Raw genomic sequence first — 16,094 nt, 5'->3', positions numbered from 1 at the left:
GGCTGTATAGGTTTGCGACGGAAGGCATGTGTTTAGCAGCTAAACTCTGCTTTTTCGCCGATTTTGCCGGTCTAGTCCTTTGTGAAATCGTATCTTTGAGGTGCCGTTGGTACCTCGACAAAATATTGCGCGCGAACAAGCTGGATGAATCGCAGTCTGTTTTGCATCGAATTATTTATTGCCGAAGCGCCCTTTGGCGCGTCGCTACCGTGAGATAGCCGTCCTCCATGTTTGGTTCCAACGACGACAAGAAGACCCCAGCTGCGGCTGGCGAGAAGAAAAGCCTGTTCGGATGGCTGCGCAAAAAGCCGCAGGAACCCGTTGTCGAACAGCCACAGCCACTTCCTGAGCCAACACCTGCGCCGGTCATGGAGCAAGTGCCTGCGCCGATTGCCCTGCCGATCGCCGAGCCGGTGCTGCAATCCGCGGTCGATCCTGAGCCTGAAACCGTAGTCGGGGCCCCGTTGCCACTGACGCCAGCCGCCGAGCCGTGGCTGACGTTGCCGGTGGCGGAAGAACCGGTGGCGTTGGTCGAAGATGAGCAAGCGGTTCACATCACGCCACCGATTCCGGCCCCGATCGCATTTGCTCCTGAGCCGGTTCAGGCGCCAGTGGTTGAGTCGGTCGTTGAGCCCGTGTTCGTGGCCGAGCCTGCACCGGTTGTTCCAGAGCTGGAAGTGCCGGCATTTGTTGCTCCCGCTCCGGTTGCTCCGATTGTTCAAGCGCCAGAGCCTGCACCTGCACCTGCACCTGCACCTGCACCAGTCATCGCTCCTGTATCCGCCGCGCCTGTTGCTCCCGTCGAAACACCGGTCGAGCCTGTGCGTACCGAAGAGTCCAAGGCCGGTTTCTTCGCCCGTCTCAAGCAAGGCCTGTCCAAGACCAGCGCCAGCATTGGCGAGGGCATGGCCAGCCTGTTCCTCGGCAAGAAAATCATCGATGACGAGTTGCTCGAAGACATCGAAACCCGTCTGCTGACCGCCGATGTCGGCGTCGAAGCGACGTCGGTGATCATTCAACGCCTGACTCAGAAAGTCGCTCGCAAAGAACTGGCCGATGCCGACGCCTTGTACAAATCCCTGCAAGCCGAGCTGGCAGCGATGCTCAAGCCCGTCGAACAGCCGCTGAAGATCACCTCGCAGAACAAGCCGTTCGTGATTCTGGTGGTGGGCGTCAACGGCGCCGGTAAAACCACGACCATTGGCAAACTGGCGAAGAAACTGCAACTGGACGGCAAGAAAGTCATGCTTGCCGCCGGTGACACCTTTCGCGCCGCAGCGGTCGAGCAATTGCAGGTCTGGGGTGAGCGCAACAAGATTCCGGTCATCGCCCAGCACACTGGCGCCGACTCGGCTTCGGTCATCTTCGATGCCGTGCAGGCCGCCAAGGCCCGGGGTATTGACGTGCTGATCGCCGACACCGCCGGTCGTTTGCACACCAAAGACAATCTGATGGAAGAACTGAAGAAAGTTCGCCGGGTGATCGGCAAGCTCGACGCCGATGCGCCGCACGAAGTGCTGCTGGTGCTCGACGCCGGTACCGGCCAGAACGCCATCAACCAGGCCAAGCAATTCAACCAGACCGTTGAACTGACCGGCCTGGCGCTGACCAAACTCGACGGCACCGCCAAGGGCGGGGTGATTTTCGCCCTGGCCAAGCAGTTTGGCTTGCCGATTCGCTACATCGGCGTCGGTGAAGGCATCGATGATTTGCGTACTTTTGAAGCAGAACCCTTTGTCCAGGCATTGTTTGCCGAGCGGGAGCGTTCATGATTCGTTTCGAACAGGTCGGTAAACGCTACCCGAATGGTCACGTCGGCTTGCATGAGCTGAGCTTTCGAGTCCGTCGGGGCGAGTTCTTGTTTGTCACCGGCCATTCCGGCGCGGGCAAAAGCACCTTGTTGCGGCTGTTATTGGCGATGGAGCGTCCGACCACCGGCAAATTGCTGCTGGCAGGGCAAGACCTGAGCACCATCAGCAATGCGCAGATTCCGTTTCTGCGTCGGCAGATCGGTGTGGTGTTCCAGAATCACCAGCTGCTGTTCGATCGTACGGTGTTCAACAACGTCGCGTTGCCGTTGCAGATCCTTGGCCTGTCCAAGGCCGAAGTCGCCAAGCGCGTGGACTCGGCCCTGGAGCGCGTGGCGCTCTCGGACAAAACCGATCTCTACCCCGGCGACCTGTCCACCGGCCAGCAACAGCGCGTCGGCATCGCTCGCGCCATCGTTCACCGTCCGGCCTTGCTGCTGGCGGACGAACCCACCGGTAACCTCGACCCGCGTCTGGCGGCAGAAATCATGGGCGTGTTCGAAGACATCAACCGTCTGGGTACCAGTGTGCTGATCGCCAGTCACGACCTGGCACTGATTGCCCGCATGCGTCACCGCATGCTCACCCTGCAGCGTGGCCGATTGATCGGCGATGGGGAGGCTGGCGTATGAGTGCAACACGTAGCCCCAAGGTTTCCGAGCGCGTGGCCCCGAAACCCGCCGATCCGCAGCCGCAGAAGAAAAAGCGCGACGATGATGATGGCCCGGATTTCTCTACGCTATTGCGCGCCTGGATCGAAAGCCATCGTGCCAGTCTGCTGGACAGCTTGCGTCGCTTGGGCAAACACCCGATCGGTAGCTTTTTCACCTGCTTGGTGATGGCTGTAGCCCTGAGTTTGCCCATGGGCCTGTCACTTCTGCTGAGTAACGTCGAGCGTCTCGGCGGTTCATGGCAGCGTGCGGCGCAGATTTCCCTGTACCTGCAACTCGATGCCAGCCCAGAACAGGGCGACTCGTTACGCGAGCAGATCAAAGGCATGCCGGGCGTGGCCGACGCCGAATACGTGGGTCGCGATCAGGCGCTGGAAGAGTTCCAGCAGCAGTCCGGTCTGGGCGAAGCGCTCAAGGAACTCCCGGAAAACCCGCTGCCGGGCGTGGTCTTGGTGACCCCGAATGAAGTCGACAAGCCCGCGCTTGAAGCATTGAGACAAAAACTTTCCGAATTGCCGAAGGTACAACAGGCCCAACTTGATCTAGTCTGGGTCGAGCGTCTGGCAGCCATCCTCAAGCTGGGCGACCGATTTGTCTTCGGTCTGACCGTGCTTTTGGTTTCTGCATTACTTTTGGTGATAGGCAATACCATTCGTCTTCATATTGAAAACCGCCGCACAGAGATAGAAGTGATTAAACTCGTCGGCGGCACTGACAGCTATGTGCGCAGGCCCTTTCTGTATATGGGCGCGTTGTATGGCTTCGGTGCGGGGGTTCTTTCCTGGGGCGTATTGGCGTTCGGCCTGAACTGGCTGAATGACGCGGTGGTTGGATTGGCCGGTTTGTACGGCAGTGATTTTGCGCTGGCCGGAGTGCCAGCTGCCGACGGTCTATCGCTCTTGCTTGGCGCGGTGCTGTTGGGGTATATCGGTGCATGGATTGCAGTCGCACGCCACCTGCGGGAGCTTGCGCCAAAGTAATATCATTTTGCTCGGATTGACCTTTCAGCGTTTATGGGAACTTGCTTTTTTGTTTCCGGTCAATTTTTGCAGTGCTGAACTGCACGAGTTATGTAAGTCGGAGGTTTTTTCGTATGACCAATTCTTTGCAACCTGCATATGCTCTGGTCCCGGGTGCGAACCTGGAGGCCTATGTGCACACGGTGAACAGCATTCCATTGCTGACGCCGGAGCAGGAGCGTGAACTGGCCGAGAGTCTCTATTATGAGCAGGATTTGGGGGCGGCTCGGCAGATGGTGCTCGCCCACCTGCGTTTTGTCGTACACATTGCCCGTAGCTATTCCGGCTACGGCCTGGCCCAGGCTGACCTGATTCAGGAAGGCAACGTCGGCCTGATGAAAGCGGTCAAGCGTTTCAACCCGGAAATGGGTGTGCGCCTGGTGTCCTTTGCGGTGCACTGGATCAAGGCGGAAATCCACGAGTTCATCCTGCGCAACTGGCGGATCGTGAAAGTCGCGACCACCAAGGCTCAGCGCAAGTTGTTCTTCAACCTGCGCAGCCAGAAGAAACGTCTGGCCTGGCTGAACAACGAAGAAGTCCATCGCGTGGCGGAAAGCCTCGGCGTAGAGCCGCGGGAAGTGCGCGAGATGGAAAGTCGCCTGACCGGCCATGACATGGCTTTCGACCCGGCAGCGGAAGCAGACGACGACAGTGCATTCCAGTCGCCGGCCAACTACCTGGAAGACCACCGGTACGACCCGGCCCGTCAGCTGGAAGATGCCGACTGGAGCGACAACTCCAACCACAACCTGCACGAAGCGCTTGAAGTGCTGGACGACCGCAGCCGCGACATCCTCTACCAGCGCTGGCTGGCAGAAGAAAAAGCCACGCTGCACGACCTGGCGCAGAAGTACAACGTGTCGGCCGAGCGTATTCGTCAGCTCGAGAAGAGCGCGATGAACAAGCTCAAGTTGTCGATTGCGGCGTAACCTGCGCACCGGCAATAAAAAAACGCCCCGATCATTGATCGGGGCGTTTTTGTTTGTACTCAATATTCCTGTTAACCACAAAACCAATGTGGGAGCGGGCTTGCTCGCGAATGCGGTGTATCAGTCAACATCAAAGCTGAATGACACACCGCATTCGCGAGCAAGCCCGCTCCCACAGGGGATCTTTAGCGTTACTGGGACCAAGGTGCCCGACGCGAATCGTTGAGCCCGAGCAGATAGCTGTCCCCACCCAACTGACTCATCTGCTGCCGAATCCACCCGGCCCGTCTTGCAACGTAAGAGGTTGGATGACTGGCACTCCACACCCGCGGGTTCGGCAATACAGCGGCCAGCAAGCTCGACTGCTGCCGAGACAGCGAACGGGCGCCCATACCAAAGTGATGCCGGGCCGCCGCTTCGGCGCCAAACACGCCTTCATCCCATTCGACGCTATTGAGGTACACCTCAAGAATCCGCTGCTTGGGCCACAACACCTCGATCAGCCCGGTAAACCAGGCCTCCAGGCCTTTGCGCAGCCAGCTGCGGCCAGACCACAGAAACAGGTTCTTCGATACTTGCTGGCTCAGAGTGCTGGCGCCACGAATCGAGCCGCCGCGCTCGTTATGCGCAAACGCCGCCTGAATCGCGCCGATATCAAAGCCCCAATGTTCGGGAAACTTCTGGTCTTCACCGGCAATCACCGCGACTTTCAGGTCGTCAGAGATTTCCTCCCAGGGTTTCCAGGTGCGTTGCAGGTCGATGGGTTCGCCGTCGAACCAGGATTCGATCTTGCGCTCGACCATCAGCGCCGTTCCCGGTGGCGGCACCACCCGAAACAGCAACACCAGCAATACGCTGCCGCCCGCGAACCAGAGCAGGGCCTTCGTGAAGCGACGGAAAAATAACTGCAGCATAGAGATGGCTTGGCCGAACCCGTTGAGCCGGCCATTATACAGACCCTGTTGATCGAGTCGGACTGGAGTTTTTCATGTTGCGTGGCTTCCTGATGCTGGCTGCCTTTTTCGGCTTCACCGGTGTTGCTTTGGGCGCATTCGCCGCTCATGGCCTGAAAAGCCGCCTGAGCGCCGAGTATCTGGCGATTTTCCATACAGGCGTCAACTATCAACTGGTGCACACCTTGGCGTTGCTGGGTGTGGCGCTGCTGGCCACGCAGATTCCCGGTCGACTGATTACTTGGGCCGGAGCATCATTTGCTATCGGCATTCTGTTGTTTTCCGGCAGCCTGTACCTGCTGACGATGACCGGCGTCAGCAAGCTCGGGATCGTTACGCCCTTTGGTGGCCTGGCGTTCTTGGTCGGCTGGGTTTGCCTGGGGCTCGCCGCCTGGCGGTTGAGCTGATGTAGGAGCCGGCTTGCCGGCGAAGGCGTCTTCAGGGGCGATGCACAGCGTGCGGGACTTTTCGCTGGCAAGCCAGCTCCCACAGGACCGTGGTGCGTCTGTCCATTTCAAGACGAATGGCTTGGGTCGGCCCGACTGATCGGGCTAGAATGCCAGCCCCTAAAAATGATGGCGGCATTCGGTATGCGCATTCAATTGAACGGCGAATCCCTTGAACTGCCCGACGGTGAAACCGTTGCGGCCCTGCTGACTCGCCTGGAGCTGACCGGGCGCCGGGTGGCGGTCGAGCTCAATCTGGATATCGTCCCGCGCAGCCAGCACGCAGAAACCACGCTGAACGACGGCGATTCCGTCGAAGTGGTCCATGCCATCGGCGGCGGCTAGTCGTCCGGCCCTCAAGGGCACAGAATTCTGCAAGAACCTCATCCCAACAGAGGATTTCCCATGAGCATCGTTCGTAGCGACAAGCCCTTCGTCCTGGCCGGTCGTACCTACCAGTCGCGTTTGCTGGTAGGCACCGGCAAGTACCGTGACATGGAAGAAACCCGCCTGGCCATCGAAGCCTCGGGTGCCGAGATCGTTACCTTCGCCGTGCGCCGTACCAATCTCGGTCAGAACCCAGGCGAACCGAACCTGCTCGAAGTCCTGTCGCCGGATCGCTACACCTTCTTGCCCAACACCGCCGGTTGCTTCGACGCTACCGAGGCTGTGCGCACCTGCCGCCTGGCCCGTGAGCTGCTCGGCGGCCACAACCTGGTGAAGCTGGAAGTGCTGGCGGATCAGAAAACCCTGTTCCCTAACGTGATCGAAACCCTCAAGGCCGCCGAAGTGCTGGTCAAGGAAGGCTTCGACGTGATGGTGTACACCAGCGATGACCCGATCATTGCCCGTCAACTGGCGGAAATCGGCTGCATCGCGGTCATGCCGCTGGCCGGTCTGATTGGTACGGGTTTGGGCATCTGCAACCCGTACAACCTGCAGATCATCCTCGAAGAAGCCAAGATCCCGGTGTTGGTAGATGCCGGTGTCGGCACCGCTTCCGACGCCACCATCGCCATGGAATTGGGTTGCGAAGCGGTGCTGATGAACTCGGCCATCGCCCATGCCCAGCAACCGATCATGATGGCCGAAGCCATGAAACACGCCATCGTCGCGGGCCGTCTGGCCTACCTCGCTGGCCGCATGCCGAAAAAACTCTATGCCAGCGCCTCCTCGCCGCTGGATGGTCTGATCAAGTAAGAGCCATTGATGACTGAATCGAACGACACGCCTATCCAGACGGAAGAAGGCGAAGAGCGCCAACACCGCCGCATCAAGAGTTTCGTGATGCGCGCCGGGCGCATGACCGAAGGCCAGCAAAAAGGCCTGGAGCAGGGTACGCCGCTGTTCGTCCTACCACTGGCCGATGCGCCGGTGGACTTCGATCAGGTGTTCGGTCGCTCGGCACCGCGCTCGCTGGAAATCGGTTTCGGCATGGGCCATTCGCTGCTGGAAATGGCCGCGGCCTCGCCGGAGCAAGATTTCATTGGCGTTGAGGTTCACCGTCCGGGTGTCGGCGCGCTGCTCAATGGCGTGCTGACTCAGGGCCTGACCAACCTGCGCGTCTACGATTGCGATGCGATCGAAGTGCTCAACCGTTGCATCGCCGACAATAGCCTTGATCGCCTGATGCTGTTTTTCCCGGACCCGTGGCACAAGAGCCGTCACCACAAGCGTCGTATCGTTCAGGCATCGTTCGCTGAACTGGTGCGCAGCAAGTTGAAGGTCGGCGGTGTGTTGCACATGGCCACCGACTGGGAACCGTACGCCGAGTACATGCTGGAAGTGATGAACGTCGCGCCGGGCTATCGCAACCTCGCCGAAGACGGCAAATGCGTCCCGCGCCCGGCCGAACGCCCGATCACCAAGTTCGAACGTCGTGGCGAACGTCTTGGGCATGGCGTATGGGATTTGAAGTTCGAAAAACAGTCCTAAGCGTGTACTGATCGTTCCCACGCTCCGCGTGGGAATGCCTCAACGGACGCTCCGCGTTCGGCTCTGAATGGGACGCGGAGCGTCCCTGGCTGCATTCCCACGCAGAGCGTGGGAACGATCGTCAGCCCTCAGCGGCGATCGGCTACGACGCCGATCAACACCAGCACCACCAACAGCACCGGCGCCAGGCTGTAGTTGTTGAACTGGCTCAGGCCTTTGATGATCCAGGGCGTTGCATAGATCAGTGCCACGCCGCTGCCGACCATGCACAGCAGGGCCATCAGCGGGACGCGCAAGGCGCCTGCGATGTTGCCCAAGCGTTGGTCGACCCAGCCTTTGATGTCGGCGCCAAACAGCACCAGCAAACAGCCCACCAGCGCCAGAGAGATTTCCGACAGGTTGCTACGGCTCCAGCGGGACACGGTGGCGAGCAGGTCGAGTACCAGATCCATTCGATTTCCTTATGTCAGAAAATTCTGCAGCAAGTCATTGAGAAAGAGTTGTCCGCGCAACGTGGCCGCCAGACGTGACGGTTCGACCTGCAACAAGCCACTTTGTTCGGCCTCGCGACGGCCTTCGGCGAGGCTTTCCAGGGGCAGCCCGGTGCGCTCCGGATACAACCGCGCTTCGACGCCCTCGGTCAGGCGCAAGGCGTTCATCAGGAACTCGAAGGGCAGCTCTTCATTGGTCAGGGCTTTCTCGCCGGCCTTAAAGCTCTTGGCGGGGTTGAGATAGTCCTTCGGCAGGCGGGTCTTCCAGGTGCGCACGATGCGCCCGTCCGGATGGCTGAGTTTGCCGTGGGCGCCCGCGCCGATGCCGATGAAGTCGCCGAAACTCCAGTAATTGAGGTTATGCCGCGCCGGACGGCCGGGTTGGGCATAGGCCGAGACTTCGTATTGCGCGTAACCGTGTTCGGCCAGCAGTGCCTGACCGGCCTCTTGAATATCCCACAGGGTGTCGTCTTCCGGCAGCGTCGGCGGCTGGTTCCAGAACACCGTGTTCGGCTCCAGCGTCAGCTGATACCAGGACAGGTGCGTCGGTTTCAGGGCAATGGCCTGGCGCAGGTCATTCAGGGCATCGTCCAGGGACTGATCGGGCAAGCCATGCATCAGGTCCAGATTGAAGTTGTCGAAGCCGGCCTGACGGGCCATGCCGGCGGCACGCACGGCTTCATCGCCGTTGTGAATCCGCCCCAGGGCCTTGAGTTTCTCTTCCTGAAAACTCTGGATGCCGATCGACAGGCGATTGATGCCCAACGCCCGGTAAGCGACGAACTTTTCCTGCTCGAACGTCCCGGGATTGGCTTCCAGGGTGATTTCGATGTCGCTGGCAAACGGAATACGTTGCTCGACGCCCTTGAGCAAACGACCCAGCGCCTCGGCACTGAACAGGCTCGGCGTGCCGCCACCGAAGAAGATCGAACTCAGCTCACGGCCATAGACTGCATGCAGGTCTTGATCGAGGTCGGCCAGCAAGGCGTCGACATATTCTTCTTCCGGCAGCACCGGGCTGGCAGTGTGGGAGTTGAAGTCGCAATAAGGGCATTTGCGTACACACCACGGGATGTGGATGTACAGCGCCAGGGGTGGCAGCACGGGCAGGGCCGCTCGAGGCGACTGTGCGGCGCCGCCGAAGATCAGCGGCGATGCGGATGATTCACGGGTCATTTCAAGCCCAGACGCTGGCGCAGCAGATCCATTGCACGGGCGCGGTGACTGATCTGGTTCTTGTCGCTCGGGCTCAGTTCGGCGCTGGAGCATTCACGCTCCGGCACCCAGAACAGCGGATCGTAGCCGAAACCGTGTTCGCCGCTGGCCTGGGTCAGGATGCGCCCGTGCCACAGGCCTTCGCAGAGAATCGGCAACGGATCGTCGGCATGACGCACCAGCGCCAATACGCAGACGAACTGCGCACCGCGTTCTGCTTCAGGCACGTCTTTCAACACGTCGAGCAGTTTGGCGTTGTTCGCCGCATCGCCTTTACCGTCAGCGTAACGGGCCGAATAGATACCCGGTGCACCGCCGAGGAAATCTACTGCCAGCCCCGAATCGTCGGCCAAGGCCGGCAGGCCGGAAATGCGTGAGGCATTGCGGGCCTTGAGAATGGCGTTCTCGACGAACGACAGGCCGGTTTCTTCAGGCTCGATGCTGCTGAACTCGCCAATCGAGCGCAAGTGCACCGATTCGCCGAGCATGGCCTGGAGTTCCTTGAGTTTGCCGGCGTTATGGCTGGCCAGTACGAGTTGCGTGAAATTCATCATTGGCCGGGGAAAAGCTCTTGTTGGAAGCTGATGGTGTTGGTTTTGTCGCCGGTCTGCACCTTGATGTCAAAGGTACGGATTTCCTGCTGATCCACCGGGAACTGGGCGATGTAGTACACCGCGCCTGTTTCGGTGATCTGTTTGAACTTCAGCGGGATGCTTTGGCTGGTCAGGTCTTTGACCGAGCCGCTGACCTGAGCTGTCTGTGGTTTACCATCCTTGAGTACCGAGACGTTGATCACGCCCTGATTCTTGCTGCGGTTCAGCTCGGCCGCTTTGGCGATATCCGGTGTCAGGAAAGTGGAATTGAAGGTGTTGTAATGCACCGTCACATCGCCAAAGGTTTCCTTGCGCTCGCCCTTGATGACATCGGCGGCCGTGGCGGTGACGCTCAGGCAGGCAGTGAGTAAAAACAGCGCTAGACGACCCATGATCGTTCTCCTCGAAGTGTCGTGATTCAGACCGCGACCTTGTGGTCCGGCAGACCGGGGCTGCTGACGCGGTAGATGCCGATCTCACCTAACAGATTAGGCCATAGCTTACTGGCCCACCCGTGCCGATGCTGTTGATCCACGGCAAGCCGATCAATGACCTTGGCTTCGCGTTCGCGGCACAGTGCCTCAAAGTCTTCAAAGGTGCAGAAGTGAATGTTTGGCGTGTTGTACCAGGTATATGGCAGAAAATCGGAGACCGGCATCCGGCCCTTGCTCGCCAGGTACCAGCGGCAGCGCCAGTGACCGAAGTTGGGGAAGGTGATGATGCACTGGCGACCGACCCGCAACATTTCGTCGAGGATCTTGTCCGGGTAATGCACGGCTTGCAGGGCCTGGGTCATGACCACGATGTCGAAGCTGTTGCTGGCGAAGTTGCCCAGGCCCTTGTCCAGGTCCTGCTCAATGACGTTGATGCCCTTGGCCACGCACTCAGCAATGTTGTCCGGGTCGTTTTCCAGGCCATAGCCGGTGACCTGTTTGTGGTCGCGCAGCCAGGTCAGCAATTCGCCGTCACCGCAACCGAGGTCGAGCACGCGGCTGCCGGCGGGGATCCATTCCTGGATGATTTCCAGATCGGCTCTCATGTCTTCCTCAAAGCGCTATACGGTTCATGTAATTGCTGAAGGCCTGCAAGTAACGCGGGATCGGAATCAGGAAGGCGTCGTGGCCTTGCGGAGCGTCGATCTCCAGGTAGCAGACGTCTTTCCTGGCCGCCATCAGCGCGTCCACCAGTTCCCGCGAGCGGGCAGGGGAGAAGCGCCAGTCGGTGGTGAAAGAGATCACGCAGAACCTGGCCTGGGCATCGGCGAAGGTTTTCGCCAGGTCATCGTCGAAGTTCGCCGCCGGGTCGAAGTAGTCCAGCGCCTTGGTCATCAGCAGATAAGTGTTGGCGTCGAAACGCCCGGAAAACTCCTCGCCCTGATAACGCAGGTAGCTTTCGACCTGGAACTCGACGCTGTGGAAGTCGTAGTTGAGTTTTTCGCTCTTCAGGCCGCGACCGAATTTTTCGCCCATGGAGTCGTCGGACAGGTAGGTAATGTGCCCGACCATCCGCGCCAGCATCAGCCCGCGCTTGGGGATCACACCCGCTTCCTGGAACGAGCCGCCGTGGAACTCCGGGTCGGTGAGGATCGCCTGACGTGCAACTTCGTTGAACGCAATGTTCTGTGCCGACAGTTTCGGTGCCGAGGCAATCGCCAGGCAGTGCCGCACACGGTCCGGGTAGGTGATTGTCCACTGCAAGGCCTGCATGCCGCCGAGGCTGCCGCCGATCACCGCCGCCCATTGGCGGATGCCGAGCAGGTCGGCGAGGCGTGCCTGGCTATGCACCCAGTCTTCTACGGTCAGTACCGGGAAATCGGCGCCGAACGGCTTGCCGGTGTCCGGGTTGATGCTGCTGGGGCCGGTGGAACCGTTGCAACCGCCGAGGTTGTTCAGGCTGACCACGAAGAACTTGTTGGTGTCGATCGGTTTGCCGGGGCCGATGCAGCTGTCCCACCAACCGGGTTTGCGGTCGTCGGGGCTGTGGAAGCCGGCGGCATGATGGTGACCAGACAAGGCGTGGCAGATCAGCACGGCGTTGCTCGCCTTGGCGTTCAGCGTGCCATAGGTTTCGTAGATCAGGTCATAGGCGGGCAGCGAACGGCCGCAGGCCAGGGCCAGGGGTTCACTGAAGTGCGCCACTTGCGGCGTCACCAGACCAACAGAATCGGGGGGGAAGGCAGCTGGCATCGACCCTGCTCTCATTGAAATGAGGCGTAAGTCTAAAGACCGCTGTGGCTAGCGGCAAGCAAAGGCCGGGCCTGATTTATGATCGTTCCCACGCTCCGCGTGGGAATGCCTCAATGGACGCTCTGCGTCCGCTTCGGTGGGGACGCGGAGCGTCCCGGGCTGCATTCCCACGCGGAGCGTGGGAACGATCAACGGTCAGCCTGCCGGGCGCACCAGATCTGGCAATTCCGGCAGCTTCTTCGGCGAACAGATCCGCACCCGCTTCTGCCGGTTCAGCTCTCCGCTGATCAAGCTCACCTGACTCTTGGAAACCCCGAACGCCTTGGCCAGAAACGCCATCAGATACGCATTGGCCTTGCCTTCAACGGGCGGGGCGGTCAGGCGAATCTTTAATCGATCGCCATGCAGCCCGCAGAAATCATCGCTGCGGGCCGCCGGTTGCAGGTGACATTCCAGAATCAGATCATCACCGTCCCAGCGAAAGTAGCTCATCAGATCAGCCCGAGCAGTCCCTGAGGCATGAGGGCATAGTACGCAAGGCGTGGGATCAGCCAGCTTTGCACCAGCTGGATCGCGATAAACGCGAAGATCGGCGAGATGTCGAGGCCGCCCAGGTTTGGCACGATACGGCGGAACGGGGCGAGTACCGGTTCGGTTATCTGAGCGACCAGTTCTGCGCCCGGATTGTGACTGCCCGGGGCGACCCAGGACAGAATCACACTGATGATCATCGCGTAGAACAGCACACTCAAAAACAGCGAGAAGATGGCGATCAGTGCCCAAGGCACCAAAAGCAGCCAATCGACCTCGAAGCCTTTGAGTAGCAGGATGACGGCTATCAGCACCATCTGCACGATCAGCGCCAGTACCAGTGATGACATGTCCAGGCCGAACATGCTCGGGATGACCCGGCGCAAGGGCTTGAGCAGCGGTTGAGTGGCTTTCACGATGAATTGGCAGAGCGGGTTGTAAAAATTCGCCCGAACCAATTGAAGAATGAAGCGCAACAGCACGATCAGCAGGTACAGGCTGCCCAAGGTCTTGATGATGAAAATGGCAGCGTCATTGAGTCCGAGCATCGTTGAATTCCTTTGTAAGAGCTGATTAACGACCCAGTTGCTCGGCCATTTCGGCCGAGCGGTGCGCAGCGGCGCCGAGTGCTTTTTCGACCAGGGCTTCGAAGCCGTCGGCCTGGAATGACTTGATCGCCGCTTCGGTGGTGCCCGCAGGCGAGGTCACGCGGCGACGCAATTCTGCCGCGTCGACATCACTGGCGACCGCCATATGTGCTGCGCCCAACGCGGTTTGCACGGTCAGTTGTGCGGCGATGTCCGCTGGCAGGCCGAGCTTCACGCCAGCGGCGGTCATGGCTTCGATCAGCAGGAAGAAATACGCCGGGCCCGAGCCGGAAACGGCGGTCACCGCGTCCAGTTGCTGCTCTTCGTCCAGCCACAGGGCAATGCCCACCGCCGACAGCAGTTCTTCCGCTTGCTGGCGTTGTGCGGCGCTCACTTCGCCGGTGGCGAATAAACCGCTCACGCCCTGACGCAGCAGCGCCGGGGTGTTGGGCATGCAGCGCACGATAGGCTGGGCGCCAAGCCAGTTGTTCATGCTGGCGCAGGTGATGCCGGCCGCAATCGAGACCACCAGTTGATTGGGCTTGAGGCTTGGGCGAATGGCTTCACAAACGGTTTTCATCGCCTGGGGTTTGACCGCCAGCACGATCACGTCCACGCCCTCAATGGCTTGGGCGTTGTCGGCAAACATTTCGATGCCGTGTTCGGCGCTCACGCGGGCACGGGTTTCTTCACCCGGATCGCTGGCGCGGATCTGCGCGGCGTCCAGACCTTTGGCGCGCAGGCCGCCGATCAGGCTGGCGGCCATGTTGCCGGCACCGATAAAGGCAATACGAGTCTTGCTCATGTCAGGTCCTTATAAAGAGTGGTGTCAGCCATTGTTTCAAGGCTGGGGGTAGTCGCGGGCACCAAATAGAGCCGTACCGATACGAACCCAAGTGGCGCCCATAGCAATGGCCGACTCGAGGTCGTGGCTCATGCCCATGGAAAGTGTGTCGAGTGGCAGGTTCAGGCTGGCTTGCAGGCTCTGTACGGCAGCAAAGGCTGCATCCTGGGCGGCGCGATCTTCAGTCGGCTCGGGAATCGCCATCAGCCCGCGCAATTTCAAGCGCGGCAGAGCGCTGATGGCATTGGCCAGGGCGGGCAGGTCGGCCGGGGTGCAGCCGGACTTGCTGGCTTCACCACTGACGTTGACCTGGATGCAGATGTTCAATGGCGGCAAATCGGCAGGGCGTTGTTCGGACAGGCGTTGTGCGATTTTCAAGCGATCCACGGAATGCACCCAGTCGAAATGCTCGGCGATAGCACGAGTCTTGTTCGATTGAATGGGGCCGATAAAGTGCCAGATCAAGGGCAGGTCGGCCAATTCGAGCTGTTTGCTCAGGGCTTCCTGCAGGTAGTTTTCACCAAAGTCGCGGATTCCGGCTGCATAGGCTTCACGCAAGGCCTCGGCGGGCTTGGTCTTGCTCACGGCCAGCAGTTGCACGCTGCCTTGGTCGCGGTGGGCGGCTTCGGTCGCAGCCTGGATACGCGAACTAACCTGAAGGATGTTGTCTGCTATCGTGGACATTCAAGAGGCGCCAGCGGGTCTGAGGTTCGCGGCATTCTACTGGAATTGAGGAGCGCTATGGATATCACTGAGCTGCTGGCTTTCAGCGCCAAACAAGGCGCGTCCGACCTGCACCTGTCCGCCGGCCTGCCACCGATGATCCGTGTCGACGGCGATGTGCGACGCATCAACCTGCCGGCTCTGGACCACAAGGAAGTGCATGATCTGATCTACGACATCATGAACGACCTCCAGCGGGTGGACTTCGAGAAGCATCTTGAAACCGATTTTTCCTTCGAAGTGCCTGGCGTGGCGCGTTTTCGGGTCAATGCCTTCAACCAGAACCGTGGTGCTGGCGCGGTATTTCGGACCATCCCGTCCAAGGTTCTGAGCATGGACGACCTGGGCATGGGGGAAGTGTTTCGCAAGATTACCGAAGCGCCCCGGGGTCTGGTGCTGGTGACTGGCCCAACCGGCTCCGGTAAATCCACCACACTGGCGGCGATGATCGATTACCTGAACAACCATCGCCATCATCACATCCTCACCATCGAAGACCCGATCGAGTTCGTCCACGAATCGCGCAAATGCCTGATCAATCAGCGCGAAGTCCATCGTGATACCCGCAGCTTCGCCACGGCCCTGCGTTCGGCCCTGCGCGAAGACCCGGACGTGATTCTGGTGGGGGAAATGCGTGATCTGGAGACCATCCGGCTGGCGTTGACCGCCGCTGAGACCGGCCATCTGGTGTTTGGCACGTTGCACACCACATCGGCGGCGAAAACCATCGACCGAGTCGTGGACGTGTTTCCGGGCGACGAGAAATCGATGGTGCGTTCGATGCTCTCTGAATCATTGCTGGCGGTGGTGTCCCAGACATTGATCAAGAAAATCGGCGGCGGGCGGATTGCCGCCCACGAAATCATGATCGGCACTTCGGCGATCCGTAACCTGATCCGCGAAGACAAGGTGGCGCAGATGTACTCGTCGATTCAGACCGGAGGGTCGCTGGGGATGCAGACGCTGGATATGTGCTTGAAGGAGTTGGTGACCAAGGGCGTGATCAGCCGCGAACATGCGCGGGAGAAGGCGCGGTCGCCGGATAATTTCTGAGGGGGAGTTTGATCGTTCCCACGCTCTGCGTGGGAATGCCTCAATGGACGCTCCGCGTCCGCTTTGGCAGGGGACGCGGAGCGTCCCGGGCTGCATTCCCACGCAGAGCG

General features: G+C 60.0%; 20 protein-coding genes. 9 read left to right on the top strand and 11 right to left on the bottom strand.

Translation table 11 applies throughout. The annotated features are described in order from the left end of the window. The first annotated feature begins 227 nt into the window (after positions 1-227). The 4 genes from ftsY to rpoH all read left to right on the top strand — a co-directional run bounded on the left by ftsY (position 228) and on the right by rpoH (position 4,427). Positions 228-1,772 (top strand): signal recognition particle-docking protein FtsY, encoded by a 1,545-nt coding sequence (gene ftsY / locus MEB48_RS19960; protein WP_237885662.1) that lies wholly within the window; start codon positions 228-230, stop codon positions 1,770-1,772. Further along, a complete protein-coding gene (gene ftsE / locus MEB48_RS19955) occupies positions 1,769-2,440 on the top strand; it encodes a cell division ATP-binding protein FtsE (protein ID WP_007897888.1) in 672 nt (223 codons plus the stop codon). Before ftsY ends, ftsE begins: the two co-directional genes overlap by 4 nt. Further along, positions 2,437-3,459 (top strand): permease-like cell division protein FtsX, encoded by a 1,023-nt coding sequence (gene ftsX / locus MEB48_RS19950; RefSeq protein ID WP_237885661.1) that lies wholly within the window; start codon positions 2,437-2,439, stop codon positions 3,457-3,459. The genes ftsE and ftsX overlap by 4 nt, the downstream gene beginning before the upstream one ends. Before the next feature lie 113 nt (positions 3,460-3,572). Then, positions 3,573-4,427 carry an RNA polymerase sigma factor RpoH gene (gene rpoH / locus MEB48_RS19945; RefSeq protein ID WP_007897890.1) on the top strand — a complete coding sequence of 285 codons (855 nt, stop codon included), beginning with the start codon at positions 3,573-3,575 and terminating at the stop codon, positions 4,425-4,427. A gap of 191 nt (positions 4,428-4,618) precedes the next feature. On the opposite strand, the gene mtgA is transcribed toward rpoH, so the two are convergent. Then, entirely contained in the window at positions 4,619-5,341 is a 723-nt protein-coding gene (gene mtgA / locus MEB48_RS19940) for a monofunctional biosynthetic peptidoglycan transglycosylase (RefSeq protein WP_237885660.1), read from the bottom strand. Between the two features lie 74 nt (positions 5,342-5,415). Between mtgA and MEB48_RS19935 the strand changes: the two genes are divergently transcribed. The 4 genes from MEB48_RS19935 to trmB all read left to right on the top strand — a co-directional run bounded on the left by MEB48_RS19935 (position 5,416) and on the right by trmB (position 7,761). After that, positions 5,416-5,787, top strand: coding sequence for a DUF423 domain-containing protein (locus tag MEB48_RS19935; protein ID WP_237885659.1), 372 nt, complete (start codon positions 5,416-5,418; stop codon positions 5,785-5,787). 183 nt (positions 5,788-5,970) lie between these two features. Continuing rightward, positions 5,971-6,171, top strand: a complete 201-nt coding sequence (gene thiS / locus MEB48_RS19930; RefSeq protein WP_007897898.1) for a sulfur carrier protein ThiS — start codon at positions 5,971-5,973, stop codon at positions 6,169-6,171. 60 nt (positions 6,172-6,231) lie between these two features. After that, positions 6,232-7,026 carry a thiazole synthase gene (locus MEB48_RS19925; protein ID WP_007897902.1) on the top strand — a complete coding sequence of 265 codons (795 nt, stop codon included), beginning with the start codon at positions 6,232-6,234 and terminating at the stop codon, positions 7,024-7,026. 9 nt (positions 7,027-7,035) lie between these two features. Continuing rightward, positions 7,036-7,761 carry a tRNA (guanosine(46)-N7)-methyltransferase TrmB gene (trmB, locus tag MEB48_RS19920; RefSeq protein ID WP_046029724.1) on the top strand — a complete coding sequence of 242 codons (726 nt, stop codon included), beginning with the start codon at positions 7,036-7,038 and terminating at the stop codon, positions 7,759-7,761. 128 nt (positions 7,762-7,889) lie between these two features. On the opposite strand, the gene MEB48_RS19915 is transcribed toward trmB, so the two are convergent. The 10 genes from MEB48_RS19915 to MEB48_RS19870 all read right to left on the bottom strand — a co-directional run bounded on the left by MEB48_RS19915 (position 7,890) and on the right by MEB48_RS19870 (position 14,892). After that, on the bottom strand, positions 7,890-8,213 hold the full coding sequence (locus tag MEB48_RS19915) for a DUF3392 domain-containing protein (protein ID WP_237885658.1): 324 nt from the start codon (positions 8,211-8,213) through the stop codon (positions 7,890-7,892). Between the two features lie 9 nt (positions 8,214-8,222). Continuing rightward, positions 8,223-9,428, bottom strand: coding sequence for a radical SAM family heme chaperone HemW (gene hemW, locus MEB48_RS19910; RefSeq protein WP_237885657.1), 1,206 nt, complete (start codon positions 9,426-9,428; stop codon positions 8,223-8,225). Then, on the bottom strand, positions 9,425-10,021 hold the full coding sequence (gene rdgB, locus MEB48_RS19905) for an RdgB/HAM1 family non-canonical purine NTP pyrophosphatase (RefSeq protein ID WP_237885656.1): 597 nt from the start codon (positions 10,019-10,021) through the stop codon (positions 9,425-9,427). Before rdgB ends, hemW begins: the two co-directional genes overlap by 4 nt. Further along, on the bottom strand, positions 10,018-10,452 hold the full coding sequence (locus tag MEB48_RS19900; RefSeq protein ID WP_237885655.1) for a DUF4426 domain-containing protein: 435 nt from the start codon (positions 10,450-10,452) through the stop codon (positions 10,018-10,020). The genes rdgB and MEB48_RS19900 overlap by 4 nt, the downstream gene beginning before the upstream one ends. 26 nt (positions 10,453-10,478) lie before the next feature. Beyond that, positions 10,479-11,099, bottom strand: a complete 621-nt coding sequence (gene metW / locus MEB48_RS19895; protein ID WP_030130163.1) for a methionine biosynthesis protein MetW — start codon at positions 11,097-11,099, stop codon at positions 10,479-10,481. 7 nt (positions 11,100-11,106) lie between these two features. Then, positions 11,107-12,246, bottom strand: coding sequence for a homoserine O-succinyltransferase MetX (gene metX, locus MEB48_RS19890; protein WP_237885654.1), 1,140 nt, complete (start codon positions 12,244-12,246; stop codon positions 11,107-11,109). 195 nt (positions 12,247-12,441) lie between these two features. Further along, positions 12,442-12,738, bottom strand: coding sequence for a DUF167 domain-containing protein (locus MEB48_RS19885; protein ID WP_149659730.1), 297 nt, complete (start codon positions 12,736-12,738; stop codon positions 12,442-12,444). Further along, on the bottom strand, positions 12,738-13,325 hold the full coding sequence (locus tag MEB48_RS19880; RefSeq protein ID WP_237885653.1) for a YggT family protein: 588 nt from the start codon (positions 13,323-13,325) through the stop codon (positions 12,738-12,740). The genes MEB48_RS19885 and MEB48_RS19880 overlap by 1 nt, the downstream gene beginning before the upstream one ends. Before the next feature lie 25 nt (positions 13,326-13,350). Then, positions 13,351-14,169: a pyrroline-5-carboxylate reductase gene (proC, locus tag MEB48_RS19875; protein WP_237885652.1), complete on the bottom strand. Its 819-nt coding sequence runs from the start codon at positions 14,167-14,169 to the stop codon at positions 13,351-13,353. 36 nt (positions 14,170-14,205) lie between these two features. After that, the gene (locus tag MEB48_RS19870; RefSeq protein ID WP_237885651.1) at positions 14,206-14,892 is read right to left on the bottom strand and encodes a YggS family pyridoxal phosphate-dependent enzyme; all 687 of its coding nucleotides are present in this window, start codon (positions 14,890-14,892) and stop codon (positions 14,206-14,208) included. 57 nt (positions 14,893-14,949) lie between these two features. Between MEB48_RS19870 and MEB48_RS19865 the strand changes: the two genes are divergently transcribed. Beyond that, positions 14,950-15,984, top strand: coding sequence for a type IV pilus twitching motility protein PilT (locus MEB48_RS19865; protein WP_095052526.1), 1,035 nt, complete (start codon positions 14,950-14,952; stop codon positions 15,982-15,984). Positions 15,985-16,094: the final 110 nt, after the last annotated feature.

The organism is Pseudomonas sp. PGPR40, assembly GCF_022014505.1.
GTDB lineage: Bacteria > Pseudomonadota > Gammaproteobacteria > Pseudomonadales > Pseudomonadaceae > Aquipseudomonas.
Note: the sequence above shows the minus strand (reverse complement) of the source record. Positions and strands in the feature narration are given on the sequence as shown.